Annotated in this window: 25 protein-coding genes; 14 read left to right on the forward strand and 11 right to left on the reverse strand. The window is 63.6% G+C overall.

Annotated features, from left to right (window positions below; translation table 11 throughout):
* Position 1: 1 nt before the first annotated feature.
* Positions 2 to 826 carry a DUF2189 domain-containing protein gene (locus LB557_RS03045; protein WP_224641480.1) on the reverse strand — a complete coding sequence of 275 codons (825 nt, stop codon included), beginning with the start codon at positions 824 to 826 and terminating at the stop codon, positions 2 to 4.
* A gap of 250 nt (positions 827 to 1,076) precedes the next feature.
* Between LB557_RS03045 and LB557_RS03050 the strand changes: the two genes are divergently transcribed.
* Positions 1,077 to 2,300, forward strand: a complete 1,224-nt coding sequence (locus tag LB557_RS03050; RefSeq protein ID WP_224641541.1) for a TadE/TadG family type IV pilus assembly protein — start codon at positions 1,077 to 1,079, stop codon at positions 2,298 to 2,300.
* 70 nt (positions 2,301 to 2,370) lie between these two features.
* Entirely contained in the window at positions 2,371 to 2,901 is a 531-nt protein-coding gene (locus LB557_RS03055; protein WP_181166516.1) for a CAP domain-containing protein, read from the forward strand.
* 47 nt (positions 2,902 to 2,948) lie between these two features.
* Here the strand turns inward: LB557_RS03055 and LB557_RS03060 are convergent, their stop codons facing one another.
* The 4 genes from LB557_RS03060 to LB557_RS03075 all read right to left on the reverse strand — a co-directional run bounded on the left by LB557_RS03060 (position 2,949) and on the right by LB557_RS03075 (position 7,560).
* Positions 2,949 to 4,484: a DHA2 family efflux MFS transporter permease subunit gene (locus LB557_RS03060; protein WP_224641478.1), complete on the reverse strand. Its 1,536-nt coding sequence runs from the start codon at positions 4,482 to 4,484 to the stop codon at positions 2,949 to 2,951.
* Between the two features lie 305 nt (positions 4,485 to 4,789).
* Positions 4,790 to 5,968, reverse strand: a complete 1,179-nt coding sequence (locus tag LB557_RS03065) for an HlyD family secretion protein (protein WP_140661874.1) — start codon at positions 5,966 to 5,968, stop codon at positions 4,790 to 4,792.
* Entirely contained in the window at positions 5,965 to 6,444 is a 480-nt protein-coding gene (locus LB557_RS03070; protein ID WP_015318373.1) for a MarR family winged helix-turn-helix transcriptional regulator, read from the reverse strand. Before LB557_RS03070 ends, LB557_RS03065 begins: the two co-directional genes overlap by 4 nt.
* A gap of 90 nt (positions 6,445 to 6,534) precedes the next feature.
* Positions 6,535 to 7,560, reverse strand: a complete 1,026-nt coding sequence (locus LB557_RS03075) for a LacI family DNA-binding transcriptional regulator (protein WP_140661873.1) — start codon at positions 7,558 to 7,560, stop codon at positions 6,535 to 6,537.
* 168 nt (positions 7,561 to 7,728) lie between these two features.
* Here LB557_RS03075 and LB557_RS03080 point away from each other — a divergent pair, with 168 nt between their 5' ends.
* The 6 genes from LB557_RS03080 (at position 7,729) to LB557_RS03105 (ending at position 13,714) form a co-directional block, all read left to right on the forward strand.
* Positions 7,729 to 8,760, forward strand: a complete 1,032-nt coding sequence (locus LB557_RS03080; RefSeq protein ID WP_224641476.1) for a Gfo/Idh/MocA family protein — start codon at positions 7,729 to 7,731, stop codon at positions 8,758 to 8,760.
* Between the two features lie 2 nt (positions 8,761 to 8,762).
* Positions 8,763 to 9,668: a sugar phosphate isomerase/epimerase family protein gene (locus tag LB557_RS03085; protein WP_224641474.1), complete on the forward strand. Its 906-nt coding sequence runs from the start codon at positions 8,763 to 8,765 to the stop codon at positions 9,666 to 9,668.
* Positions 9,669 to 9,765: 97 nt separating this feature from the next.
* On the forward strand, positions 9,766 to 10,779 hold the full coding sequence (locus LB557_RS03090; RefSeq protein ID WP_023774562.1) for a substrate-binding domain-containing protein: 1,014 nt from the start codon (positions 9,766 to 9,768) through the stop codon (positions 10,777 to 10,779).
* Between the two features lie 85 nt (positions 10,780 to 10,864).
* Positions 10,865 to 11,662, forward strand: a complete 798-nt coding sequence (locus tag LB557_RS03095) for an ATP-binding cassette domain-containing protein (protein WP_015318378.1) — start codon at positions 10,865 to 10,867, stop codon at positions 11,660 to 11,662.
* A complete protein-coding gene (locus LB557_RS03100; RefSeq protein WP_140661869.1) occupies positions 11,659 to 12,711 on the forward strand; it encodes an ABC transporter permease in 1,053 nt (350 codons plus the stop codon). Before LB557_RS03095 ends, LB557_RS03100 begins: the two co-directional genes overlap by 4 nt.
* A gap of 169 nt (positions 12,712 to 12,880) precedes the next feature.
* The gene (locus LB557_RS03105; protein WP_224641472.1) at positions 12,881 to 13,714 is read left to right on the forward strand and encodes an AraC family transcriptional regulator; all 834 of its coding nucleotides are present in this window, start codon (positions 12,881 to 12,883) and stop codon (positions 13,712 to 13,714) included.
* A 7-nt stretch (positions 13,715 to 13,721) separates the two neighbouring features.
* Here LB557_RS03105 and LB557_RS03110 read toward each other — a convergent pair whose 3' ends face one another.
* From LB557_RS03110 to LB557_RS03125, 4 genes are all read right to left on the reverse strand, one after another.
* On the reverse strand, positions 13,722 to 14,672 hold the full coding sequence (locus LB557_RS03110; protein ID WP_224641470.1) for a helix-turn-helix domain-containing GNAT family N-acetyltransferase: 951 nt from the start codon (positions 14,670 to 14,672) through the stop codon (positions 13,722 to 13,724).
* Between the two features lie 76 nt (positions 14,673 to 14,748).
* Complete coding sequence (locus tag LB557_RS03115) at positions 14,749 to 15,894, reverse strand: alanine racemase (RefSeq protein ID WP_224641467.1); 1,146 nt, start codon at positions 15,892 to 15,894, stop codon at positions 14,749 to 14,751.
* Positions 15,891 to 17,192: a D-arabinono-1,4-lactone oxidase gene (locus LB557_RS03120; RefSeq protein WP_224641539.1), complete on the reverse strand. Its 1,302-nt coding sequence runs from the start codon at positions 17,190 to 17,192 to the stop codon at positions 15,891 to 15,893. Before LB557_RS03120 ends, LB557_RS03115 begins: the two co-directional genes overlap by 4 nt.
* A gap of 5 nt (positions 17,193 to 17,197) precedes the next feature.
* Positions 17,198 to 18,385 (reverse strand): MFS transporter, encoded by a 1,188-nt coding sequence (locus LB557_RS03125; RefSeq protein ID WP_224641465.1) that lies wholly within the window; start codon positions 18,383 to 18,385, stop codon positions 17,198 to 17,200.
* A gap of 124 nt (positions 18,386 to 18,509) precedes the next feature.
* Here LB557_RS03125 and LB557_RS03130 point away from each other — a divergent pair, with 124 nt between their 5' ends.
* A complete protein-coding gene (locus LB557_RS03130; protein WP_140874405.1) occupies positions 18,510 to 19,136 on the forward strand; it encodes a TetR/AcrR family transcriptional regulator in 627 nt (208 codons plus the stop codon).
* A gap of 19 nt (positions 19,137 to 19,155) precedes the next feature.
* Here the strand turns inward: LB557_RS03130 and LB557_RS03135 are convergent, their stop codons facing one another.
* Positions 19,156 to 20,007: a hypothetical protein gene (locus LB557_RS03135; RefSeq protein ID WP_224641464.1), complete on the reverse strand. Its 852-nt coding sequence runs from the start codon at positions 20,005 to 20,007 to the stop codon at positions 19,156 to 19,158.
* Positions 20,008 to 20,094: 87 nt separating this feature from the next.
* Here LB557_RS03135 and LB557_RS03140 point away from each other — a divergent pair, with 87 nt between their 5' ends.
* From LB557_RS03140 to groL, 3 genes are all read left to right on the forward strand, one after another.
* Positions 20,095 to 20,892: a class I SAM-dependent methyltransferase gene (locus tag LB557_RS03140; RefSeq protein WP_224713005.1), complete on the forward strand. Its 798-nt coding sequence runs from the start codon at positions 20,095 to 20,097 to the stop codon at positions 20,890 to 20,892.
* Positions 20,893 to 21,057: 165 nt separating this feature from the next.
* Positions 21,058 to 21,354 (forward strand): co-chaperone GroES, encoded by a 297-nt coding sequence (groES, locus tag LB557_RS03145; protein WP_006203049.1) that lies wholly within the window; start codon positions 21,058 to 21,060, stop codon positions 21,352 to 21,354.
* Between the two features lie 65 nt (positions 21,355 to 21,419).
* Positions 21,420 to 23,075 (forward strand): chaperonin GroEL, encoded by a 1,656-nt coding sequence (gene groL / locus LB557_RS03150; protein WP_015318388.1) that lies wholly within the window; start codon positions 21,420 to 21,422, stop codon positions 23,073 to 23,075.
* Positions 23,076 to 23,257: 182 nt separating this feature from the next.
* Here the strand turns inward: groL and LB557_RS03155 are convergent, their stop codons facing one another.
* Positions 23,258 to 23,869 (reverse strand): TetR/AcrR family transcriptional regulator, encoded by a 612-nt coding sequence (locus tag LB557_RS03155; RefSeq protein WP_140790507.1) that lies wholly within the window; start codon positions 23,867 to 23,869, stop codon positions 23,258 to 23,260.
* A 206-nt stretch (positions 23,870 to 24,075) separates the two neighbouring features.
* Between LB557_RS03155 and LB557_RS03160 the strand changes: the two genes are divergently transcribed.
* On the forward strand, positions 24,076 to 24,510 hold the full coding sequence (locus tag LB557_RS03160) for an OsmC family protein (RefSeq protein WP_224641462.1): 435 nt from the start codon (positions 24,076 to 24,078) through the stop codon (positions 24,508 to 24,510).
* Positions 24,511 to 24,527: 17 nt separating this feature from the next.
* On the forward strand, positions 24,528 to 24,914 hold the full coding sequence (locus tag LB557_RS03165) for a nuclear transport factor 2 family protein (RefSeq protein ID WP_140790509.1): 387 nt from the start codon (positions 24,528 to 24,530) through the stop codon (positions 24,912 to 24,914).
* Positions 24,915 to 24,917: the final 3 nt, after the last annotated feature.

The following is a 24,917-nucleotide window of genomic DNA, read 5'->3' on the forward strand; positions in this document are numbered from 1 at the left end:
GTCACATCGGCCGGCGCAGCGGCCGGATCTGGGCCGGCTCGACCACCTTGCGGTAGAGATGCCAGGTCGCGTGGCCGAGGATCGGCATGACGACGGCGAGACCGGCAAACAGCGGGATCGAGCCGATCACCAGCAGCACCGCGACGATGAGGCCCCATAGCGCCATCTGCAGCGGATTTGCCATGACCGCGCGCGCCGAGGTCTCTATCGCCGAAACGGCGCCGACATCCCGATCGAGCAGAAGCGGAAAAGCAACGACCGTGGTCGCCAGCACGACCACCGCGAAGACCAGGCCGGCCGCGTTGCCGAGAAGGATCAGCCTCCAGCCCTTGCTGGTCGTCAGCACATCGCGCAGGAAGGCCCCGACCGAAGCCGGCGGCTCGCCGCCGAAAAGGCTGGTGTAGATCGACTGCGCCGTGAACAGCCACAACAGGAACAGCGCGAACAGCATGATTCCGATAACCGCTATCGAGGGCAGCGCCGATGAATGGCGAACATCGAGCGCATGCCGCCAGTTGGTGTTCATGCCGAGCTCGCGCCGGCGGCTGATCTCATAGAGTCCGATCGCGGCGAACGGCCCGACCAGGGCAAAGCCCGACATCAAGGGATAGACGAGCTGGATGGCATTGGAGCCGGACGTCCACTGCGTCAGGATCAGGCCGGCGACCGGATAGATCAGGCACAGGAACACGTAATGCGAGGGCTTGGCCCAGAAGTCCTCGGCGCCAAGCCTGAGCGCGTCCCAGAGGTCCGCCGTGGAAATGCGGCGGACCGCTGGTTGCATATGCATCCCGTACGCGTCCGCCATGACATGAAAGCCGGCCATAACCTTCCTCCGTTTTTCTCGGGGGGCGGTCACCGCCTAGGGTGGCTGCCCGTAGCTGCCACTTGAAGAACGCTCGCATGATAGCCGATCTTCCCGGGATTGTCGCCGCGTCTCATAAGGTTTGCTGAGCGGTCATCGTCTGGCGAACCACTGAGTTCATTTTAGAATCCATGCATTTTAGCTATTGCTTAAATTACTCGTAGAGACCCACAGCGTATCACCTGAGCTTTACAAACGTTGGCGAGGGGCGATGTTCACGTTGAAGGGCTTCTGGTCTTGCGAACGCGGCAATTTCGCCATGGCGACCGCCGTAGCCTTGCTGCCGATAATGGCTGTCGTCGCCGGCACCCTCGACCTGACGGGCACGAGCGATGACGCCGCGCAACTGCAGAACTCGCTGGACGCGGCTGGCCTTGCCGTCGGCACCAAATACCTGCCCAGCATGAGCGCGAACGATGTCCAGGGGCTTGGGCTGACATTCTTCGCAGCCAATTTGAGCATTGCCGACCAGCAGGAGTATTCAGACAGCGTTTCCGCCTTTTCGGCCACCGCCAGCGGCGATCCGAGCGCCTATTACATCTCGCTGTCGTCCGGCATCAACCGTCCGAGCTTCATCAATGGCGCTGCCCCCTGGCCAGCTCACCGGTCGGCGACGGTCAAGATGCACCCGGGCGCCCAGGCCTGCGTGCTGGCGCTCGATCCGCATGCGTCGGCGGCGGTGAGCCTGCAAGGCTCGACCGATGTCGCCATGAGCAACTGCGTGATCGCGGCAAACTCGGACGCCTCCGATGCCGTCAGCAGGGGCGGTTCCGCGCAGGTCTCGGCGGGCTGCGTATCGGCCGTCGGTGGCACTTCCGGGCTTTCTCCGCCCGCTGCCAACCTCACCTGCGGCACGCCGCTCGAACATCAATATGCGTCCTTCGATCCCCTGGCCGACATCGTCCCTCCCCCCTACACACTTTGCCTGCCGGTGCCGAACGGCAAAACCTACACGCTGTCGCCCGGCACCTATTGCGACAAGACATTGTCAGGAAACATCACGTTCAACCCGGGCGTCTACATCTTGCGTGGCGTCACCCTGAAGCCGGGCGGGAATGGCAGCCTGAGCGGCCAGGGCGTAACCATATTCCTCACCGAAGGGGCACAGATCATCATAAACGCCAATGAAAAGGTGAACCTTTCCCCGCCAACCAGCGGGCCTTACGCCGGCATCACCATCTTCCAGAGCCGCGGGAACATTTCAGCCTTGACCCTGAATGGCGGCGCAAATTCCGTGATCAGCGGATTCGTCTATGCGCCTGACGCGGCCGTTTCGTTTGCCGGCAATTCGGACATGAGTGGTCAGGGGGACTGCCTGAGGCTTGTTGGCTTGACCGTGCAGATGACAGGCAACTCTTCCATCAAGACCGACTGCACGGCGGTGTTCGGAAATCGAGAGATGTACTCCAGCCGCCTCATCACGCTTGTGAACTAGGGGCCGCTTCGATCGAGATTTTTCACCGCCTGCCCGGCAAAAGCCATGATCGGGACCGAGTCAGGCACGCATGACCACTTCGAAAATCGATTGCGACCAGATCGCGAACTTGAACAGGCGCAGTTGGCTCAAGGCGGCTGGGCTCAAGGCGGCTGGCCTGGCGGCCTTGCTTGGGCTTGCCGCCTGCAGCACCGTCTCGCTGCCGACAGGGCAAGGCGCCGGGGTTTCCTCCTCGGCAACCGGCACGCTGGCAAGCCTGCGTGCGACGGCCGGGCGCGGCCCGCTGACCCCGGACGCGCAGTTGGAGCAAGCAGCATTGCAGCAGGCCGGCTACATGGCGCAGCGTGAAAACATGAGCCACACCACCGGCTGGGGCAAGGATTTCGCCTCGCGCATGAGGGACAATGGCGTACACGGTGCCGCGGCCGAGAACATCGCGGCCGGCCGCTTCGACCAACAGAAGCTGTTCGATATCTGGATGCATTCGCAGGGACACCGGCGCAACATACTCGATCCGGACTTCAACCGCTTCGGACTTGCCTATGTCCGTGACGGCCGCGACCCCAACCTGCGCTACTGGTCGCTGGTGCTCGGCAGGTAGCAAAGACATCGCCGGCAGCGGACATCCGCTGACGAGCAGCCGCTACTTCAGTCCATATGAGCGGCGGGCGCACCGCCGCCGGCCGGCGCCGTTTTCGGCTTGCGCAACAGGAAGACGAACGGGATAGCGGCCAGCGTCATGATCATCAGGATTTTGAAGTCATTGACGTAGGAAATCATCATCGCCTGCAGATTGACCATGCGGTCGACCTGCGACAGTGCCGTCGGGTCGCCGCCGGCGGCTGCCGGCGAGATCGCCCAGAGATTGGGATTGAACGGGTTGATGAAGGTTGAAAGCTCGGCGTGGTTGATCTGCGTGTTGCGCACCAGCAGCACGGTCACGACCGACACGCCGATCGACGAGCCAAGATTTCGCACCAGGCTGAACAGCGAGGTTGCATCGGTGCGGTAGCGGGCGTCGAGCGTGGCGAAGGCAACCGTCGACAGCGGCACGAACACCATGCCCATGCCCAGGCCCTGGATCACGCCGGAGCTGAGGATCAGCCAGTTGTCCATCTGCGGGGTGAAGCTTGCCATGGTGTAGAGCGACTGCGCGGTCAGGAGGAAACCGATGACGACGAGAATCCTGGCATCGACCTTGCCCATGATGCGCCCGACGACGAGCATCGAAATCATGGTGCCGACACCGCGCGGCCCAATGACGATGCCGATGGTGACTGTCGGATAGCCGAAGATAGTCGACAGCATCGGCGGCAGCAGCGACATCGAGGCCAGGATCAGCACGCCCATGACGAAGATGAACGCCAGCCCGGTGACGAAATTGCGATCGAGGAAAATCTTCGGATCGATGAAGGGATGTTCCGATGTCATCGTGTGGATGATGAACACCCAGAAGCCGGTGAGCGAAAGACCGAGCTCGATCCAGATCTCGACCGAGGAAAACCAGTCGACCTCGCCACCGCGATCGAGCATCAGCTGCAGGGCGCCGACGCCGAGCGATATCATGGCAAAGCCGAAGAAATCGAAGCTGCGCACCCGCCGAGCGACCGCCGGCAGATAGGCCGCCATGCCAAGAAAGGCGACGATGCCGACCGGCAGGTTGATGAAGAACACCCAGCGCCAGTTGAAATTCTCGGTCAGCCAGCCGCCGAGCGTGGGGCCGAGGATCGGTCCCAGCATGATGCCGGCGCCCCATATGGCCATCGCCTGACCATGGCGCTCCTTGGGGTTGATGTCGAGCAGGAAGGTCTGCGACAGCGGCACGATCGCGGCGCCGAACACACCTTGCATCAGCCGGAAAAGCACGATGGTTTCCAGGCTCCACGCCAAGCCGCACAACATCGAGAAGATGGTGAAGCCGACCACCGCCGTCAGGAACAGTTCCTTGCGGCCGAAACGGTCGGCGAGCCAGCCGGTGACAGGCGTCATGATGGCGGCGGCGACGATGTAGGAGGTCAGCACCCAGTTGATGTTGTCGGGCGAGGCGCCGAGATCGCCGGTCATGGTCGGCAGCGCGACGTTGGCGATGGTGGTGTCGAGCGCCTGCATGATCGTCGCCAGCATGAGCGCGACCGTGATCAGGCCACGATGCGGCACTTCTTTGAATGGCTCGGACGTGCTCATGGCGCAGAACTTCCAGAAGGTAACAGAAACGTGTACAACGGGTTTCCGGGCGGCAAAGCCTTCCGTTGAGAGACCTTCGTCGCGGTGGGACGCGATTATCGATGTGGGGGTTACATCGACTGAAAGTCTCTGATGAGCGGATGCCTGCCGCCCGGAAACCTGAGGACCGACAGGTCCGTGTCGAAGATTTCAGATTTTGGACCGCTGCCACGCGGCTGGCCCAAACGCTGATCCTTCCCACCCCTCCCGTCAGACCAATCCTTCAACTCGCTTTCACCCGCCTGGTCTCCGCGGGCTTCTGCCGACTACTTCGCGGGCTCGCCGGCCGTAGCGTGACCGAAGATCGACGGCCAGCCACGCGCGACGCCCGTATCGACCGTAACAGAGGCGCTCATGCCGGTGCGCAGCGCCATCTTGGCATCGGGGTCGGTCAGTTCCAGGCGCACCGGGATGCGCTGAGTGACCTTGACCCAGTTGCCGGTGGCGTTCTGGGCGGGCAGCAGCGAGAAGTCCGCGCCGGTGCCGGCACCGATAGCCCTGACCGTCGCCTCGAAGGTCCTGCCCGGATAGGTATCGACCACGATCTCCGCCTTCTGGCCCGGCTTCATGTTGGTCAGTTGGGTTTCCTTGAAATTGGCGTCGACCCAGGTGTCGCCGGTCTCGACCAGCGCAAACAACGGCGTGCCGGAGCCGACATACTGGCCGACCTTGAAGGACGCGGCTTGATAGACGACCCCATCGGCAGGCGCCTTCACGGTGGTCTGCTCCAGATCATAGGCAGCCTTGTCGCGCGCCGCGAGCGCCGACATCACCGTCGGGTGCTTGTCGGTTTCGATGTCGGGGTTGCCGCCGAGTGCCGCCTTGGCGCTGATGATGCCTTGCTCGGCAACAGCCAGTTGCTGCCTGGCTTTGTCGAGATCGTTCTTGGCCTGATCCAGCGATGACTTGGCGTTGATGCCCTTCTGGGCAAGATCGGCGGCGCGATCGAATTGCGACTGCGCATAGTCGACCTCGCTGGCAGCGGACTTTTGCTGCGACTGCGCCTGGCTATAGGCCGCGCGCAACTGCTCGACATTGAGACGCGCGGTAGCGACCGCGGCGTCCGCCTGGGCGAGCGCGATCCGGTAGGGCTCGGGGTCGATGGCGAACAGGAGATCGCCCTGCTTGACCGTCTGGTTGTCCGATATGGCGACCTGGACGATACGACCGGCCGTGTCAGAGGCGATCGACACCTTGGCCTGCTGCAGATTGGCGTTTTCCGTTTCCTGGTAGCGGCCGCCCGTCACCCAGACATAGCCGCCGCCGATGATCAATGCCGCCGGCAAGGCGAACATCAAGAAGAAGCGGCCGATGCGGCGCTTCTTCTTCGGCGCCGGCGCGGGTTGCACTGGAGGAGCGACCGCGACCGGGGTTGATGCCGGCTGGACCGGCGCTTCCATCTCCACCTTGGGAGCGTTTTCTTCTACCTTGGCTACCGCGTTCATGCTGCCGCACCTTCCGCACTCTTGATCTTTTCAAGCGACGAAGCTTCGCTGTCCGTCAGATTTTGCACGATTACATCCAGCGCCCGGATCAGGATGCGCCGGTCTTCCGGCGAAACGCCGCTGAGCGATTCCTCATAAACCTCGCCAGCAAGGCTCTTGACGTCCGCATAGGCCGCATTCGCCTTCTCGGTCGGGAAGATCATGCGCACGCGCCGGTCGGTCGCGTCGGAGCGGCGTTCGATCCAGCCGCCCTCCTCCATCCGATCGACCAGGCGTGAAACGCTGATCGGCTCGATTTCGAGCAGTTCGGCGAGCCGCGCCTGTGCAACGCCCGCCTCCTTGGCAACGCGGACCAGAAGCCGCCATTGCGCCGAAGACAGGCCGAGCCCGCTGGCGCGCGCCTCGAAGCGCTTGCGCATCAGGCGTTGCACGTCGTGGATCAAAAATCCCAATCTATCGATGCCATCTGAAACCATGAGCGATACATATAATAAGCGTGCTTACTATTCAAGATGCCACTTCGCTATGAAAGCCGGCAAATGCGGATGGCGGAAACAGGCGTGTGGTCAATCGCTGTCGCGCGCGACCAGTTCCAGCGGCCAGACCTCCCTGATGGTCTGCGGCCCCGTGGGCCCGGCGAAAGCCGGCAGCGAGGCGAGCAGGATTTCGCCGAGCCGCCGTCCCATCGGCTCCAATGCCGGGCGGAAAGCGGTCAGCGCCGGGGAGAAATAGCGGCAGAGCGGCGTATCGACGATGACCATCACCGCGATGCCCTGACCGGGCATGATCCCCATCTCGGCAAGCGCCTTGCAGCCGCCGAGCGCCATCGCGTCATTGTTGAAGATGATCGCTGTCGGCGGATCCTTCGAGCGCATGACTTGCGGCGTCACCGCGTAGCCGCCGGCTTCGTTGATGAAGCCGTCGGCGATCAGTTCGGGATCGATGTGGATGCCGTGCCGCCGCAGCGCCTTGCGATAGCCGTCAAGAAACAGATAGCCGAAGTTGAGGTCGAGTGACGGCCGGATGGCGGCGATGCGGCGGTGGCCGCGTGCAACCAGGCGGTCGACTGCGTCGGCGCCCGCCTTCTCGAAATCGAGGTCGAGCGAGGGATAGGTCTCGTCACCGGACTGGCTTCGGCCGAGCGTCGCAAAGGGAAAGCCGGCCCTGCTGAGATAGTCGATGCGATCGTCCTCACGCCGGGTCCAGGCCAGCAACACGGCATCGGCGCGGCGTGTCTCGACGACCCGTCGCAGGCGCTCCTGCTGATAGTCGGCGGGCGCGCCCATGACGATGATCAGGTCGAGCCCGTGCTCGGCCAGTGCCGCTTGCAGCCCGCTCAGGAACGGAATGAAAAACGGCTCGCCATATTGCTGATCACCCGGGTGGGGCTGCAGCATGAACGCGACGGCATGCGTGGTGCCCCGGCGCAGGTTCCTGCCCGACTGGTTGGGTGAATAGTTGAGTAGGCGCGCCGCATCGAGCACGCGCTGCCGCGTCTCGGCATTGACATCGGCGCGCCCATTGAGCGCCCGCGACACCGTGCCGATCGAAATATTCAAATGACGCGCAAGATCGTGAATGCTGGATGCCAAGACCAATCCCCTTCCGTTCCCGCTAACATTAGCGGACCTTGCGGCCAAGGCCACTCAGACGAACGACCACAAATCCGGTTGACATTCTACGCCTTCGGGTGTGTCATCGTAAACGTTTACGGAAGAACCGTGAATGCCAACCGGGAGGGGTTGGCGGAGGAGCGCCGGATGCTGCATGTCGTCCTGGTCGGGTGCGGAGCCATGAGCAAAACATGGCTCGAGGCCGCCCGTCAGTCCCCTGAAATCAGGATTGCCGGTCTCGTCGACCTCGACGCCGACAGGGCACGCGAGCGAGCCCGCGAATACGACGTTGCCGGGGCCGCGATCGGCACCGATCTCGACGTCATTCTGGATCAGACCAAAGCCGATGCGGTATTCGATGTGGTCGTTCCGGCCGCCCGCCGCGAGGTGGCCAATTCGGCCTTTGCCCATCACTGTCACCTGCTGACGGAAAAGCCCCTCGCCGACAGTCCGGCCAACGCCCGCGCCATCGTCGACGCCGCGCGGCGCGCCGGCCGCGTCCACGCCGTCGTTCAGAACCGCCGCTATGTCGCCAATGTCCGGCGCATCCGCCGCTTTCTGGATTCAGGCGCCATCGGCGCGCCGACCAGCATCCACGCGGATTTTTTCGTGGCGCCGCACTTTGGCGGTTTCCGCGAAGAGATGCGTCACGTGCTGTTGCTCGACATGGCGATTCACACCTTCGATGCCGCTCGCTACATGGTCAATGGCGAACCGGCCGATGTCTATTGCCAGGAATGGGAGCCGGCCAATTCCTGGTATCGGCAAGGGTCGTCGGCAAGCGCCACTTTCGGGCTCGGCCGAAACAGGATGTTCACCTATCGGGGCAGCTGGTGCGCCGACGGCTTTCGCACCAGTTGGGAGGGCAGCTGGCGTGTCGTCGGTGAGCGCGGCAGCCTGATCTGGGACGGCCATGACGAGGTGAAGGCGGAAGTCGTGCTGCCGGAGCGCGAAGGCCTGATCGACAAGGTCGGGCCGGTGACAGTGCCTCCCCTCGATCCGTCCGACCGTATCGGCGGGCATCTCGGCGTCATTGCCGACTTCGTGCAAGCCGTGGAAACCGGCACCGAGCCGGAGACACGGGGCTCGGACAACATCAAGAGCCTGGCCATGGTCTTCGCGGCGATCCAGAGCGCCGAGACCGGTCGTCGCGTGAACATCGCATCGCAGGAAGGATGACCATGCCGAACCCGCTTCTCGACATCAGGATCGGCACCATGGTGCGGGCCAATCTCGAAGACCCGGCCGCCTATATCAGGCAAATCCTGCCGCTCGGCTTCGAGAGCATCCAGCCCTTTTTCTGGCAGACGCTCGGCGGCAAGGATCTGCCGCGGCTCGCCGGAGAGATTGAAGAGGCGATCGGCGATGCCGACGTCACCGTCAGTTCGATCGGCGTGTTCGGCAATCCGCTCGAGAGCGGCGACACCGACCGCGGCGTGCTCGAGGCCTGGAAAACGGTGATCGACAACGCCCATCTGTTCGGCACCAGGCTGGTCAGCGGTTTTACCGGCCGCATCCGCGGGAAACCGCTGACCGACAGCCTGCCGCGCTATCGCGAAGTCTGGGGCGAACTGGCCAGACGCGCCGCCGACAAGGGCGTGCGCATCGCCTTCGAGAATTGCGCCATGGACGGCAATTGGGCCGGCGGAGACTGGAACATCGCCCACAATCCGGATGCCTGGGAGCTGATGTTCAACGAATTGCCCAACGACAATCTCGGTCTCGAATGGGAGCCCTGCCACCAACTCGTCTACCTGATCGATCCGATGCCGCAGATCCGCAAATGGGCGCATCGCATCTTTCATGTCCACGGCAAGGACGCCACGGTGCGCTGGGACGTCATCCGCGAGAACGGCGTGTTCGGCCGCCTGCCCTTCGTGCAGATGCGCACGCCCGGCTTCGGCGACAGCGACTGGTCCCGGGTGATCAGTGAACTGAGGCTGGCCGGGTACAAGGGCGCCATCGACATCGAAGGCTGGCACGACCCGGTCTATCGCGGCGACCTCGAGATCACGGGGCAGGCACGCGCCCTGGAGTATCTCAAACTATGCCGGGGAGGTGCGAGCTACCTGCCAAATCCGGCGTGAGGATCGGTCGGCGGGAGGAGCCGGCCGCAAGTGGCATTGCCAAAGCAATCGTTCAAAGGCCCCTCGGCTGACGAGGAAAACAATGGGAGGAACGTGCATGAGCATCGCGATCAGGACGACACTTCTGCGCACGACCGTCGTGGCGGCGGCCACCGCGCTTACCGCCGCAATCTTCACCTTGCCGGCGCAGGCGCTCGACGCCCAATGGTGCAAGGACGTCCACATCCGCTTCTTCGTCGGCGGCGCCGAGGGCGACGCCTTCGGCACCATCGTCTACAATGGCGCCAAGCAGGCGGCGGCAGATCTCGGACCCAAGGTCGACTACATCTTCTCCCAGTGGGACGCGGAGAAGATGGTGCAGCAATTGCGCGAAGCGGTCGCGGTCAAGCCCCAGGGCATCGCCATGATGGGCCATCCGGGCGACGCCGCGATCATGCCGCTCGCCGACGAGGCCCATAAGGAGGGCATCAAGATGATGTACCAGAACGTCCCGGTGCCGAAGGTGACGGCGGCGTTCGGTGGCGGCTATATCGGCGCGCAGCAGGAACAGCAGGGCCGCGCACTTGGCGCCGAAGCGTTCAAGCTCGGTAAGCTGAAGGCCGGCGACAAGGCGATCATGATCGGCCCGTTCGAGAACGAGAGCCGCGGCGCACGCGAGCGCGGCACGGTGGCGGCCTTGAAGGAGGCGGGCGTCGAAGTCATCCAGCTGTCGTCGCCGCCGAGCGGCGAATGGGCTTCCGACCCCAATCTGGCGATACCGGTGCTTACGGCAGCGCTGCTCAACAACCCTGATGTCAAGGCCGTCGGCTATCCCGGCGGACAGATGCTCGGCAATGTCGCCACATACATGCAGGCAGCTGGCAGAAAGCCTGGCGATATCTTCAACTTCGGCTTCGACACCAGCCCGCAGATCGTCGAGGGCTTCAAGGGGGGCTGGGTGCAACTGACGGCCGACCAACAGCCATTCCTGCAGGGCTATCTGCCGATCCTCAGCTTGTGCCAGCAGGTGGTGCTGGGTCTGGCGCCGATGAACGTCGACACCGGCGCCGGTTTCGTCACGCCCGAAAATTACGAGATCGTCGCAGAACTCGCCAAGCAGGCGCTGCGCTGACCTCCCAAGCCGCCGGCCGGGATCAGGCCCCGGCCGGCGGGGCCGCTGGCGAGAACGCTGGCGCCGACAATCAAGCGAGGATGCTATGGCCGAACGTCTCATAGAACTGCGCGATATCGCTAAGTCCTACGGCCATGTCTACGCACTTGGCGGGGTCAATCTCAGCGTCGATCGCGGCGAGGTGGTCGGCCTCATCGGCGACAACGGCGCCGGCAAGTCGACGCTGATCAAGATCCTCTCCGGTGTGGTCAAGCCGACCAGCGGCGAGATCCTCATCCGCGGCAAGCCGGTGACCGGATGGAATGCGGCACGTTCGCGCGAGGCCGGCATCGAAACGGTGTTCCAGGACCGGGCGCTGGCCGTGCAGCAGACGATCGTCCGCAACATCTTCATGGGCCGCGAACTCACCGGCCCTTTCGGCTGGCTGAAGGTCGGCAAGGAAATCGAGGAGGCGAGCCGGCTGATGCGCGAGATCGGCTTCACCTCGAAAGTGTTCACGCCGCATTCGATCGTCGGCCAGCTTTCGGGCGGTGAACGCCAGGGCGTGGCGATCGCGCGCGCCATCTACAAGCAGGCCGAACTGATCGTCCTCGACGAGCCGACGACGGCGCTGTCTCTGACCGAGACCGCCAAGGTCTTCCATTTCGTGCGCCAGGTGCGGGCGAGCGGCCGCTCGATCCTTTTCATCGGCCATAACATCCATCATGTCTTCGATATCGCCGATCGCTTCGTGGTGCTGGATCGCGGCAAGGTCGCGCTCACCGCCGATCGCAGCGAGGTCAAGTCGGCCGAAGACCTCATCAACTTTATGGAAGACGTCGCGCATCCGGGCGGGTTGGCCGGGCTGCACGACACCGGCGACGCGGAGCAGAGAGCACGATGAGCAAGACCATGGAGCCCGATCTGCACGAGCCGTCGGCCGGCATTTCCCGCCAAGGCAGTTCCCAGAACGAGTGGAAGCACCCGTCCGATCACTGGATGCGCGGCTTCATCCTTGACAACCGCGCGTCGCTTGGCACGCTCGGCGTGTTCGTCGTCATGATGGCGGTCTTCATGATCGCCAACCCGACGGTCTTCACAACCTGGTATCTCTACAGCGCCGTGCTCACCACGCTTCCCGTGGCGCTGTTCGTGGTCGTGCCGCTGGTCTTCGTCGTCACCTGCGGCGAGATCGACCTGTCGTTTCCCGCGACGATGGGTTTTGCCTCCTGGGTCTTCGCGCTGGTGGTGCAGGCGGGCTACGATCCGTTCCTCGGCATTGCGGCGGCACTGGTCACCGGCACGCTGCTCGGCTTCCTCGTCGGGTCGCTGGTGGTCTATGGCGGGCTGTCGTCGCTGATCGCCACGCTCGGCATGAATTTCCTGCTGCGCGGCCTGATCCAGATCATCAATGAGGGCAGATCGACTTCGCTGACCAGCCTTGCCGACAGTTGGGCCTACAGGATCTTCTCCAGCCAGGTCCTTGGAATTCCGGTGCAGATCTTCTGGGCCATCGCCTTCGTCGTCCTTTCGGCGATGCTCTACAACCGCCACCGCTTCGGCGCGCAGGTGAAGGTGGTCGGTGATAACCCCGACAGTGCCCAGCAGATGGGCATCGACGTCAAGCGCGTGCGGGTGAAAGTGTTCGTCTTCGTCGGCATCGGGGCCGCGATCGCCGGCACGTTCTCGGTGATGATCAACTTCACCTGGTGGCCAACCGCCGGCGACGGTTATCTCTTGCCGGTGCTGGCCTCGGTGTTCGTCGGCGGCACGCCGACCTGGGGTGGCATCGGCACCGTGGCCGGCGGCGCGATCGGCGCCGTCACCGTGTCGTTTATCCAAACCGGCGTCGTGGCGGCTGGGCTCAGCGGCTTCTACGTCCAGTTCTTCAACGGGCTGATCATCATCCTTTCGCTGCTTGGCCACAAATGGAACCAGGCGCGCTACCGCTGAACCAGCGGCAGTTCAACGGCGATTTGCCGGTCATCCGAGCCAACGATAGACGACGGGCCGCGCGGACGACACCGCGCGGGCCCGATCGCCTATTTGCGCGATGCGCAATTTCGATCAAGCTGGCCGGGCAACGAGGCGCCAGAGTGAGGACGCCACATGCGAGGAACACATGAACCCGACCGAGAAGGCGCTATGGTTTGTCGAAAGCCACCTGCCGGAGGCTGTTACGCTCGACGACGTGGCCCAAAGCAGCGGCGTATCGCGCTTTCATGTGACGCGCGCCTTCGGCGCCGCCACCGGCCGCTCCGTCATGGGTTACATGCGCTCGCGCCGGCTGACCGAGGCGGCGCGCAGGCTGGCCGGCGGGGCGCCCGACATCCTGTGCGTCGCGCTCGACGCCGGCTACAACTCGCATGAGGCATTCACCCGGGCCTTCCGCGACCAGTTCGGCACCACGCCGGAACTGGTGCGCGCGCAAGGTTCGACTGAGACCCTCGACCTCGTGGAGCCCATCCTGATGGACAATTCGCTTTTGACCACACTTGAACCACCGCGCTTCGAGACCAGCCGGCCATTCCTCATCGCCGGACTGGGCGAGCGCTACAGTTGTGAGTCCAGCGCCGGCATTCCAATGCAATGGCAGCGCTTCGCTCCCCATATCGGCCACATCCCCGGGCAAGTGGCCGGCGTTTTCTACGGCGTCTGCCTCAATGGCGACGATGCCGGCAATTTCGATTATGTCGTCGGCGTCGAGGTGCGCGACTTCGCCGATCTGCCGAAGGAGTTCCAACGGGTGCGGGTGCCGGCGCGGAAGTACGCCGTTTTCACGCATCGCGAACACATCTCGACCATCCGGCGGACGATCAATACGATCTGGAACAGCTGGCTGCCGGCGTCCGGCCATGAGGTTGCCGATGCGCCGGAATTCGAGCGCTACGGGCCTGAATTCGATGCCCACACCGGCAATGGCGGGCTGGAGATCTGGGTGCCCGTCAAGGCATGACGCGCTGCTACAGCTCCAGTTCCCAGTTCTGGCCGACCAGATCCTTGCCGAAGGAATGGTGAGGCTCTTCCTCGATCAGCCTGAAACCGGCCGTCTGGTAGATGTGCCGGGCGGCGGTCAGAATGTCGTTGGTCCATAGGGTCAGCGTCCTGTACCCTCTGGCGCGGGCAAAGCCGATGCATTCCTCGACCAGGCGCTTGCCGATGCCGAGGCCCCGCGCCGAAGGTTCGACATAGAGCAGCCTGAGCTTGGCCACCTGATCCGACTTGCGCACGACGAAGACCGAGCCGACGACCTCGCCTTCGCGCTCGGCGATCCAGCCGCGCTCCCATTTCGGATCGTAGGATTTTACGAACGCCGCGAGGATTTCGGCGACCAGCGCCTCATAGGTTTCGTCCCAGCCATAATCCTGCGCGTAGAGCATGCCTTGCCGGCGGATGATCCAGCCAATGTCGCCGACCTGCGGCGGCCGCAGCAGATAAGGGATTTTGGGCTCGGCATCGTCATCCAGCAGACGCTGCACCGTGCGCATGGACTTGACCAGACGCTCCTGTTCCGACGCAGGCAGACGATCGAGCAGCGCCGCGACCTGGTCGTGCGAACCCTGGTTCAGCGGCGCGAAGGCGTTCCTGCCCGCCGGCGTCAGCGCGATCGACGATTGCCGAGCGTCCGAAGCCAGCGTGGCCCTGGAGATGAGGTGAAGGCGCTCGAACTTCTTCAGCAAACGGCTGACATAGCCGGCGTCGAGACCGAGATCGCGCCCGAGATCGGTCGCGGTCAGTCCGTCACGATGCGCCAGTTCGTAGAGCACGCGTGCCTCGGTCAGCGAGAAGGCGCTCTTCAGCAGCCCTTCATCGAGCAGTCCGATCTGGCGGGTGTAGAAGCGGTTGAACGCCCGCACCGCATCGATCAGGCCCTTGTTGGGCGCAGCCTTGTCTGGCTGATGGTGGATTGTCATTCGAGTCATCTCCTGCTGGCACAGGATCGATCATTTACTTGACGGAGTCAACTATCAGAGAAGGCGCCCGAGATGCTTACATCATCGGCAGCACCGGCCAGCGGTCGACGATCCTGCCACCGGAAAATACCGCGATCGGTCCGAATTGCTGCAGCATGGCCTCGCTCTGCGTGGGCCTCAGGAACGCATAGTCACTGGGCCTAACGACGGCCTGGGCGGGCAGACCCATGAATTGCTGGTTGGAAGACAGGCCAAGCAGGCCGTTTGTCGTCATGCCGTCGGGAAACACCGGTTCGGCCATCCACTTGCCGCCATAGAGATAGCAGCCCTTGCGCGGAAACCGGCCCAGCGCCTGCAGCAGACGCGAGACCGCCGGCGGGCCAGGCAGCATCGGCTCGACCACTTTCAGGATTGGCGTTGCGATGAAGGCCGCCGGCTGGAAGCCATCAAGGCCGGGCGTGTCGAAATCGACGGGCAGCACGAAGGCCGAGCCCATCGAAACTTCATTGGCAATGCCGCCATGATGAAGCAGCGCGGTCTTGCTGCCGCCAATGTTCAGGATATGGCGCTGGTCGGCGCCGAGGCGCGCGACGAAAGCGGCGGCCTGTTCGGAGGCTTGCGCCAACGCCTTGGCCGGTCCACCAAACAGGCCGGGTATGTGCGGCGCATGCGCTTCATAGGCCATGACGCCTTCGCAGCGCAGCCCTTTGTGGGTGGGCAGCGCATTCAGCGCCCGCGACAGGGCCGCCGGTTCGGCAAAGCCGCCGCGATGCAGTCCGACATCGATTTCGAAAGCGATGCGCAATTCGGCGCCGAGTTCGTCGGCGAGCGCGCCATATTCCGCCAGCCTCTCCTGGGTGTCGATCAGCCAGCAGACGCGCGACCAGACTGCATCGCCTCTAGAAAGCACCGCCCTTGCCGCACCAACCGGCATCGGTTTGCCATACAGCAGATCCGCATCCGGAAACGCCCTCAGCACCGCCTCGTTGATCGGCGGATGGAAGGTCATGAGGCGGTGGGTTCCAAGCGCCTTGCCGATATGGGAGAGCAGCGGCAGGCAAGCGAGCGACTTGTCGACCAAACGGACGGCAAGACTGGGGTCAAGCCGCTTCTTCACCAGGGCAATGTTGCCATCCAGCCGATCGAGGTCGAGCAGCAGGCAGGGTTGGAAAATGTCCGCCTCTCTCAGCGCATCCGAAAGCGTGGCGAAATACGCCTTCATGGCTGGATGCCGAAAGAACTGGGTTCGATGCCGAACAGGTCGGCCATATAGGGCGAGACGAAGCGGTTCTGCGGATCGATGTCGCGGCGCACCGCCATCGCATCGTCCCAGCGCGGATAGAGCTTTTTCAGGTCGGCCGCTTTCAGGCTGTGCATCTTGCCCCAGTGCGGCCTGCCGCCATATCCGCGGAAGATCGGCTCGGCCGCGCGCATGAACGGCAACGGATCGTTCGCCGCGTCATGGTGGATGGCGATGGAACAGGTGAGCCTTTTGTGGAAAGGCGAGAGCCAGAATTCGTCCGATGCCACCGACCGCACTTCCATCGGGAAATAGACTTCCGGAAAATGCTTCTCGGTCAGTTCGATGATCTCGGCCAGCGCCTTCGGCCCCTCCTCGAACGGAAGGTGATATTCCATCTCGTTGAACCTGGTCTGCCGGTCGCTGGCATAGACGTTGAGCCAGTCCTGCACGTAATCCTCGGCCGGCACCTTGGCGACCGCGCCCAGGATCAGCCTGCGGCGCAGCCACGGCAGCCAGGCAAGCCCAGTGCGCAAGCGGCGCAGCGTGCGCAGGGAGCCCTCGTCATCGTCGGTCGGGCGCGGAGTGGTCGCCTCGGTGCTGAAGTCGCTGGCGATGAACTGCGCGTAGCCTGAAAATGGGATGTAGTAGAATTCGGCCGACCGGTGCTCGCTCATCATCGTTTCGAAATCGCGCAGCATGTCGGCTATCGGCAGCACCCATTTGCGGCGCCGCAGCCGGTAGGTCGCGATGTTGTTCAACGTCATTTCGCTGAGCACACCGAAGGCGCCAAGCGCAACGCCGATCGCACGGATCGCTTCCTGATCCCCTTCCCGCTTGAAGTCGCGGACCTTGCCAAGCCCGTCGACGATCTGCACCGTTTCCAGCTGTGTGTGATACGCGCCCAGCGTCGGCCCCGAGCCATGGGTGGCCGTGCCCAGGGCGCCGCCTATCGCCTGGCGGTCGATGTCGCCCATATTGGGCAGGCCCTGGCCGATGCCTTGCAGCATGTGCATGAGCGGACCAAGCCGCGTCCCCGCCCGCACGCACGCCTGGTGTTTTTTCGCGTCATGCGCGACCAGCCCTTCCAGCTTCTCCAGCGACAGGATGGTGCCTTGGGATTTCACCAATGGCGTGAAGGAGTGACCGGCGCCGACGACGCGGACCGGGCCGGGCGCGGTGCGAATGAGATCGCCGAGTTCGCCGGCATCGGCCGGACTGGCAAGCAGCCGCGGTTCGGCGGTGACAAAGCCGGACCAGTTGCTCCAGCTGTTCGACATAGTGCTCACGCAATCGCGCGGCGACGCCGCGCCGCCAGGACAAACAGGCCGAGCAACGCCACGCTGGCGACAGCGCTTGCGGCGGCGAACTCGGGAACCGGGCGAAACTCCTTGCCGTCGATGAGCAGCGACGCCGCGACCGGTCCGATCGCCAGGCCGAAAAGCTGGGCGGCCGGCACCAGCAGCACGGCGGTGCGGGTCTCGTCGGCGGTGATCGCCAGCCGGATCTGGTAGGGCACGATGAACAGCAGGATAAAACCCATGATCAGGGCGACGACCCAGAACATCGTGAGGCCGGGCCCGCTGGCAAGCACGAGCGAGGCGACAAGCGCGACGAGGCCGATCGCCGTGATGGCAAGCCGATAGTCGATGCGCGCCTCGAACACGGTCGCCGTCATCGCGCCCAGCACCTGCGCCGCGAGGCTGGCCGAGACGATCAGCCCGACGGTGCGGCCGTCGATGCCGAATTGGGCGCCAAGCGGCTCCAGAAAGGCCCATACGGCGCCGAAGAACATGAAGTAGCAGAAGACCGACAACAGCGCGGTGATCGAGGGAACCGTCAGCACATTGGCGAGGTTTTCGTCCTTCGGCAGATCGGCATAATCGGCGGGGACAGCAAAGGCGACCACCAGCGACGCGACGCAGACGACGGCAAGAACGAGGAAGCCGCCAGCCGACCCGGCGGCTGGAATGACATAGAGCGCCAGCACCAGGGCAAGAGCGCATTGCGCCAGGGTCTGCATGGTGACGAAATAGCCGCCGATGCGTTCGGCGCGCCGCGAACGGGCAATCAGTTCGGTGGCGACCGCGACAAGGCCGCCTTCGGCAAGGCCGGCCAGCGCGCGGGCCGCCATCAGCGTGTGGGCGCCGGCGGCATAGGCGGTCCACACATTGGCCAGCGCCAAGAGCAGCAGGAGGACGGCACTTTTCCAGCGCATGTTGTGGGCGGAAAGCAGCATCGCGACGATCGCCGAACCAATCGCGATGGCGATCATCTCGGCGGTGGCGACCAACGCCAGTTCGTCGCCGCTGACATGGCCCTCGGTATAGAGGGCGCCGAGCAGGACGGGCTGCAGACCGAGAATGAGCAGGCCGACCGACCCGATCCACAGGGCCGAGGCGAGCTGCCCGCCGCTGGGATTGCCGACCAGCCAGTCGCCTTCGCCCTGAAGATCAGCGCTTGTCGAAGCCATAGGCGCCCCCCAACGTTCTTGCCGCACGGCAAAAAAGCTGACAGTCTGTCAGCATTCCAGAAACTGATACTTGATCATATTTCTTGTCAACCGGAATTTGGGAACTCGTGCGAAAGATCGGTGCATGACGCAAGCAGGTCGAACGATCACCGAGCCCAGGCGCAGGCCCAAGCAGGAGCGCAGCCGCGAGCGCATCGACGCCATCCTGTCGACCACCATGCGGCTGATCGGCGAGAAGGGCATCGACGCCGTCACCATGAAGGAGGTCGGCATGCTGGCGGGCGGGCCGATCGCCACCGTCTACCACTACTTCCCCAACAAATCGGCGATCCTGGCGATGCTCTATGAGCGGTTCTCGGAGGTCAGCCGGTCGCGATTGACGGCGATCGTTGCCGATGTCCGCGAAGCCAAGGACGTCATCGCCGCGTCCGACCGGCTGCTTGACGACTACCTCAGCCGGGTCGCCGGCGATCCGGCCATCCAGGATCTGCAGAACGCCATCCAGGCCGACAAGGCGCTCAAGAACCTCGACATCGCCGAAACCCGGCATCAGGCCAAGATGTTCTGCGACCACGTCATCGCCTTGCTCGAGCCGGAAAAGCACGAGCAATTCGAACGCATGGTTCTGCTGATCTTCCAGCTCGCCGGCGGCGTTGTGCGCCTGGCGCTTGCGCAGGGCGAAGCGGAAAGCCGCCGGACCATCGAGGATTACCGATCGATCATCCACACCCAGTTGCGGCTGTTTCTTTAGCGACCGGCAACCGGGGACCTTATCTCGCCCGGCGGATGAGGCCTTCGAAACCATCGGCCAGGTCGGAAGCGCCGGCCGCGAACATCTTCACCAGGTTCTGCGGGCGGCCGGGCGTCTTGTTGGCATCGAGGAGAACAGCCCTGCCCTCATGCATGACGAAATCGAATTTCCCATAGTCGAAGCCGAGTTCACGCCGCCGTTCGCGCAGTTCGTCGGGAACAGCGGCGGGCTCGCGCCGGATCGTTTCCGATGCCTTGACCAGGCTGTTTGGCGAGACGTAGCGGGTGCAGCGCTCGCGCTCTCCGCAAAACACCCAGAAGCGCACCGCAAAGCCGTCAGGTTCTTTTTCCGGGATGAACTTTTCCACGACCAGATCATCGCGATCGAGGACGCCATCGGGAACGTCGTCCCGGGATTGGTAGACCGCGTAGGACGGCATGGCTGGCACGTGCGCAAAGGGTGCCGGTTGGCCGGCACGCCTCGACCGCCGATTGAGCCGTGTCTCCGGAATGCCCTGGTTGTTGAGATTGCTTTTGACGATGACCGGGCCCAGCCAGCCGTCGCCCTCGGCCAGAAGCGCTCCGCTTACCCGCCGTTTCGATATGTCGGCGGCCCCGACATTGAGGCATAAGGGAAAACGCCGCGCATAGTCGAGATAATCTGCCGGCGTCGTGGTCGCATCGACGTGCAGAACCGCGACATCGGCGCTGGATTGTCCGGAGAGGCCAGGCTGAATCCGGACCGAATGGCCCCGCCTCTTCAGGTCCTCCAGAATATCGAAAAGCATGTAACGGCTATTCCGGCGCAGCAGAAGGCCGCCGCGACCCAGGAACCGGTCATGCTCATGCGTTATGACAATGATGCGCGCCACCAGCTAACCCCTTGGCTTCCATCCCCACTTCCATTAAGCGGCTCTAATCAATCAATGCCAGACTTTCCTGGGCTCCAACGGGTCTGCATGACGAATCATTGGGATAGTTATCATCGGCACTGGAAGCTCCTGGACGCCCCGCTCCGGCCGACGCCGGAAACCGTCGGCATATTCGAGCGCGAACTCGATCTCGGAAATGCCGATGTCCTTCTGCTTGGGGTGACACCTGAACTGGCGGTTCTAGGCAGATCGATGCTGGCGATCGATCAATCGGCTGCCATGATTTCCGGCGTATGGGCCGGCGACAACATCTCGCGAAGGGCGATGGCCGGCAACTGGCTTGACCTCCCGGTCGAGCGGGAATGTTTCGACGCGGTCATCGGCGACGGCTGCCTGTCGGCGGTCGACACCAAGGCCGCGCGCGGTTCGCTGTTCGGTGAAATCGCAAGGGTGCTAAAGCCTGGCCGGCATGCGGCGATCCGCGTGTTCGCTCGGCCGGAAACCGCGGATGACCTGCGCGGCATCGAAGCTCTGGTCCTGGCCGGCGGAATCGAGAATTTCCACGCGCTCAAATGGCGGATAGCCATGGCGTGCACGACCGGCGACTGCGACAGCAGCGTCCATGTGCAAGCAATCCGTGCGGCATTCGACAAGCTGTTTCCGGATCGGGAGGCCCTTGCCGCATGCACCGGATGGAGCATGGCATCCATCAACACGATCGACGTCTATGCGGGCTCCGAAACGAGGTACAGCTTCGCGACGCTGGCCATGCTGGAGGATGAGGCGCGAGATTGGTTCGACCAGGTGCGCGTTGTGCCAAGCGGCAGTTATCCCCTGGCGGAACGTTGCCCGCTCCTGGTGCTCGGTTCGGCCAAGCTTCGATAAGTTCATCGCCATCGTACCAAGAGGCGCTCGGCGCGCCTTGACTCTGGCAGGTCGGCGGCCTATTTCAGCGCCACGTTAGCACTCGCCTTTGGTGAGTGCTAACTATGTGTCCGGCGCCGCCGGACGGAGGAACTGTTTCTCACCGTTCTCATCGAGGAAGAAAAAATGGCAAAGTCGAAGTTCCGCCCGCTTCATGACCGCGTGGTCGTTCGCCGGGTCGAATCCGAATCCAAGACCGCTGGCGGGATCATCATCCCGGATACGGCGAAGGAAAAGCCGCAGGAAGGCGAGATCATCGCCGTCGGCTCCGGCGCTCGTGACGAAGCTGGCAAGCTGGTCCCGCTGGACGTCAAGGCCGGCGACCGCATCCTGTTCGGCAAGTGGTCGGGCACCGAAGTCAAGCTCAATGGCGAAGACCTTCTGATCATGAAGGAATCCGACATCATGGGCATCATCGGCTGATTATCGGCCTCACCCTCAACTTGAATTTTTCGGGCTCTATCCGAGCCCCTGCCAGGAGCTAAAACATGGCTGCCAAAGACGTAAAATTCTCTCGCGATGCCCGTGAGCGCATGCTGCGCGGCGTCAACATCCTCGCCGACGCGGTGAAGGTCACGCTCGGTCCCAAGGGCCGCAACGTCGTCATCGACAAGTCGTTCGGCGCCCCGCGCATCACCAAGGACGGCGTCACCGTCGCCAAGGAAATCGAGCTTGAAGATAAGTTCGAGAACATGGGCGCGCAGATGGTCCGCGAAGTTGCTTCGAAGACCAACGACATCGCCGGCGACGGCACCACGACCGCGACCGTTTTGGCGCAGTCGATCGTCCAGGAAGGCCACAAGTCGGTTGCGGCCGGCATGAACCCGATGGACCTGAAGCGCGGCATCGATCTGGCCGTCACCGAAGTGGTCGCTGCTCTCGGCAAGGCCGCCAAGAAGATCAAGACCTCCGAGGAAGTTGCCCAGGTCGGCACGATCTCGGCCAATGGCGACGAGTCGGTCGGCAAGATGATCGCGGAAGCGATGCAGAAGGTCGGCAACGAAGGCGTCATCACGGTTGAGGAAGCCAAGACCGCCGAGACCGAACTCGAAGTCGTCGAAGGCATGCAGTTCGACCGCGGCTATCTCTCGCCCTACTTCGTGACCAACGCCGACAAGATGGTTGCCGAGCTGGAGGACGTCTACATCCTCCTGCACGAGAAGAAGCTCTCCAACCTGCAGGCGATGCTGCCGGTCCTCGAAGCCGTCGTGCAGACCTCGAAGCCGCTGCTCATCATCTCGGAAGACGTCGAAGGCGAGGCGCTCGCCACGCTGGTCGTCAACAAGCTGCGTGGTGGCCTGAAGATCGCCGCCGTCAAGGCGCCGGGCTTCGGTGATCGCCGCAAGGCCATGCTGGAAGACATCGCCATCCTGACCGGTGGCCAGGTCATTTCGGAAGACCTCGGCATCAAGCTCGAGAATGTCGGCCTCAACATGCTCGGCCGCGCCAAGAAGGTGTCGATCTCCAAGGAGAACACCACCATCGTCGACGGCGCCGGCAAGAAAGCCGAGATCCAGGGCCGCGTCGCCCAGATCAAGCAGCAGATCGAGGAGACCACCTCGGACTACGACAAGGAGAAGCTGCAGGAACGTCTGGCGAAGCTCGCCGGCGGCGTTGCGGTGATCCGCGTCGGCGGTGCGACGGAAGTCGAAGTCAAGGAAAAGAAGGACCGCGTCGATGACGCCCTCAACGCGACCCGCGCGGCCGTGGAAGAAGGCATCGTTGCTGGCGGTGGCGTCGCCCTGCTGCGCGCTTCGGCCAACATCAAGGTGACCGGCGTCAACGCCGACCAGGCCGCCGGCATCAACATCGTGCGTCGTGCGCTGCAGGCTCCGGCCCGCCAGATCGCGGCCAACGCTGGTGCGGAAGCCTCGATCGTTGCCGGCAAGATCCTTGAGAACAAGGGCGCGACCTTCGGCTACAACGCCCAGACCGGCGAATATGGCGACATGATCGTCATGGGTATCGTCGATCCGGTCAAGGTCGTGCGCACGGCCCTCCAGGACGCGGCCTCGGTCGCCGGCCTGCTCGTCACCACCGAAGCCATGATCGCCGAAGCTCCGAAGAAGGATTCGGCTGGCGGCGGCATGCCTGGCGGCATGGGCGGCGGCGGCATGGGCGGCATGGGCGGCATGGACTTCTAAGAAGTCCATAAAGCACGCCCATGAATCCAAGTTGCTCAAGCCCGCAAGCGGGCTTGAGTGGCGGCATGGACTTCTAATCCACGCTTCCATCTGCATTCAGCTACCGAAGGGCGGCCCTCGAGGTCGCCCTTTTCTTTTCGTCTTGAGGCTGGTGTTCCACCGCAGTCAGTTGGGACTAGCGGTCAGACAGCGGTAGTCTCCGCCCGCTGTGCCACCTTGCCGGCGAGCACGGCCTGCTCGATAAGGATGGCCACCTCATCGGCCACTGCGTTGAGCGATGAGCGGTCGCGGGTGGCGCGGGCAATCACCATCAAGCCCTCCAGCGAAGACTCGACCAGCAGCGCCAGCGCCTGCGCGCGACGCTCGGGCACCCCTGCCCTGACGAAAGCCTCACGCAGCAAGCCGATCCACTGTTCGAAGGCAGAGCGGCACAGTTCGACAAGGTCGGGCACGTCGCCTGGCGAGTCCAGCACGACCGGCGCGACCGGGCAGCCGAGTGAGAACTCATTGTCTTCCAGCATGCGTCCCACCGACTGATAGATGTGATGGACGGCGACCGCAGGGTCGCGTTCGGCGGCCAAAGCCTCACCCAGCCGCTCGCTTACCTCGGCGACGCTGGCGCTCGTCACCTCGACGACCAGCTGATCCTTGCCACCTGGGAAGTGGAAATAGAGCGAGCCGCGGGGTGCGCCGCTGGCGCTCAGAATGTCGTTGAGCGAAGTGCCGTGATAGCCGCGCCGCCGCAAAAGCAGTGCCGTCGCCTCGATCATCCGCGTGCGTGTGTCCGTCGCCATGTCAACCTCTGTCAGGAGTGCGCACTATAAGGCTTGCCCGAAATATGACAATCGGTCTACATAGTATGTAAATCGGTCTACATATTTCGGGGCAGATTTGGAGGAGTATCGGCTGGAAGGACGCGACGGCGGCCTCGCTCGAGGATGCGCGCGGAAGCGGTCGCGGTGCTTGCGCCTTCATTTCATCAACCAGAGGAGAGACAGCAATGACAATTCGCGAAGCATCGGCCGAATGGCACGGCCCGCTCAAGGAAGGTTCCGGACGGCTCAGGCTGGGCAGCGGCGTGTTCGAGGGCGCCTACCCGTTCCCGTCCCGCTTCGAAAACGGCCCCGGCACCAATCCGGAGGAACTGATCGCGGCCGCCCATGCCGGCTGCTTCTCGATGGCGCTCACCGCCGTCCTCGGCAGTGAAGGTCATATCGCGAGCGACATCCATACGACCGCCAAGGTGCATCTGGGCGCCACCGCGGCCGGGCCGACGATTACCCGCATTGAATTGGAGACGGAGGCGACCGTCCCCGGGCTCGCCGCCGCCGACTTCGAGCGGCTGGCGCAGTCGGCCAAGGCGGGATGCCTCGTGTCGCGGGCGCTGGCCGGCGTCGCCACGATCACGCTGAAAGCGAACCTCATAAGTCACTGAACGGAAGGAGAAATCGCATGACCCAGGAATTGATCATCGACATCACCACGGCCAGCCGCTCCGGCGAAACGGCTGAAATCATGCGGCGCTACAACGATGTGTTTCAGGGTCACGATCCCTCGGCTCTCGACGATCTGGTGGCGCAGGACTGCGTGATCGAGAACACCACGCCGGCGCCGGACGGCGCGCGCCGCGCCGGCAAGGCAGCCTGCGTCGAGCTATGGTCGGCGATCGCCACCGCACCCGGTACGCGCTTCGACCTCGAAGAGACTTTCGTGGCCGGCGACCGCGCCACGATCCGCTGGCGCTACTGGATGGCCGACGGCAATTCGCTGCGCGGCGTCAACCTGATGCGCGTCGCGGACGGGCGGATCGTCGAGGCGATGGGTTATGTCAAGGGCTAGACT

Origin of the sequence: Mesorhizobium sp. BR115XR7A (assembly GCF_020165315.1) — a bacterium.
In the GTDB taxonomy this organism is placed as follows: Bacteria; Pseudomonadota; Alphaproteobacteria; order Rhizobiales; family Rhizobiaceae; genus Mesorhizobium; species Mesorhizobium australicum.

What these genes read in the sequence shown, in the direction of transcription:
- LB557_RS03045 (WP_224641480.1), bottom strand. Translation starts at nt 826, where the DNA reads ATGGCCGGCTTTCATGTCATGGCGGACGCGTACGGGATGCATATGCAA.
- LB557_RS03050 (WP_224641541.1), top strand. Translation starts at nt 1,077, where the DNA reads ATGTTCACGTTGAAGGGCTTCTGGTCTTGCGAACGCGGCAATTTCGCC.
- LB557_RS03055 (WP_181166516.1), top strand. Translation starts at nt 2,371, where the DNA reads ATGACCACTTCGAAAATCGATTGCGACCAGATCGCGAACTTGAACAGG.
- LB557_RS03060 (WP_224641478.1), bottom strand. Translation starts at nt 4,484, where the DNA reads ATGAGCACGTCCGAGCCATTCAAAGAAGTGCCGCATCGTGGCCTGATC.
- LB557_RS03065 (WP_140661874.1), bottom strand. Translation starts at nt 5,968, where the DNA reads ATGAACGCGGTAGCCAAGGTAGAAGAAAACGCTCCCAAGGTGGAGATG.
- LB557_RS03070 (WP_015318373.1), bottom strand. Translation starts at nt 6,444, where the DNA reads ATGGTTTCAGATGGCATCGATAGATTGGGATTTTTGATCCACGACGTG.
- LB557_RS03080 (WP_224641476.1), top strand. Translation starts at nt 7,729, where the DNA reads ATGCTGCATGTCGTCCTGGTCGGGTGCGGAGCCATGAGCAAAACATGG.
- LB557_RS03085 (WP_224641474.1), top strand. Translation starts at nt 8,763, where the DNA reads ATGCCGAACCCGCTTCTCGACATCAGGATCGGCACCATGGTGCGGGCC.
- LB557_RS03090 (WP_023774562.1), top strand. Translation starts at nt 9,766, where the DNA reads ATGAGCATCGCGATCAGGACGACACTTCTGCGCACGACCGTCGTGGCG.
- LB557_RS03095 (WP_015318378.1), top strand. Translation starts at nt 10,865, where the DNA reads ATGGCCGAACGTCTCATAGAACTGCGCGATATCGCTAAGTCCTACGGC.
- LB557_RS03100 (WP_140661869.1), top strand. Translation starts at nt 11,659, where the DNA reads ATGAGCAAGACCATGGAGCCCGATCTGCACGAGCCGTCGGCCGGCATT.
- LB557_RS03105 (WP_224641472.1), top strand. Translation starts at nt 12,881, where the DNA reads ATGAACCCGACCGAGAAGGCGCTATGGTTTGTCGAAAGCCACCTGCCG.
- LB557_RS03110 (WP_224641470.1), bottom strand. Translation starts at nt 14,672, where the DNA reads ATGACAATCCACCATCAGCCAGACAAGGCTGCGCCCAACAAGGGCCTG.
- LB557_RS03115 (WP_224641467.1), bottom strand. Translation starts at nt 15,894, where the DNA reads ATGAAGGCGTATTTCGCCACGCTTTCGGATGCGCTGAGAGAGGCGGAC.
- LB557_RS03120 (WP_224641539.1), bottom strand. Translation starts at nt 17,192, where the DNA reads ATGTCGAACAGCTGGAGCAACTGGTCCGGCTTTGTCACCGCCGAACCG.
- LB557_RS03125 (WP_224641465.1), bottom strand. Translation starts at nt 18,385, where the DNA reads ATGGCTTCGACAAGCGCTGATCTTCAGGGCGAAGGCGACTGGCTGGTC.
- LB557_RS03130 (WP_140874405.1), top strand. Translation starts at nt 18,510, where the DNA reads ATGACGCAAGCAGGTCGAACGATCACCGAGCCCAGGCGCAGGCCCAAG.
- LB557_RS03140 (WP_224713005.1), top strand. Translation starts at nt 20,095, where the DNA reads ATGACGAATCATTGGGATAGTTATCATCGGCACTGGAAGCTCCTGGAC.
- groES (WP_006203049.1), top strand. Translation starts at nt 21,058, where the DNA reads ATGGCAAAGTCGAAGTTCCGCCCGCTTCATGACCGCGTGGTCGTTCGC.
- groL (WP_015318388.1), top strand. Translation starts at nt 21,420, where the DNA reads ATGGCTGCCAAAGACGTAAAATTCTCTCGCGATGCCCGTGAGCGCATG.
- LB557_RS03155 (WP_140790507.1), bottom strand. Translation starts at nt 23,869, where the DNA reads ATGGCGACGGACACACGCACGCGGATGATCGAGGCGACGGCACTGCTT.
- LB557_RS03160 (WP_224641462.1), top strand. Translation starts at nt 24,076, where the DNA reads ATGACAATTCGCGAAGCATCGGCCGAATGGCACGGCCCGCTCAAGGAA.
- LB557_RS03165 (WP_140790509.1), top strand. Translation starts at nt 24,528, where the DNA reads ATGACCCAGGAATTGATCATCGACATCACCACGGCCAGCCGCTCCGGC.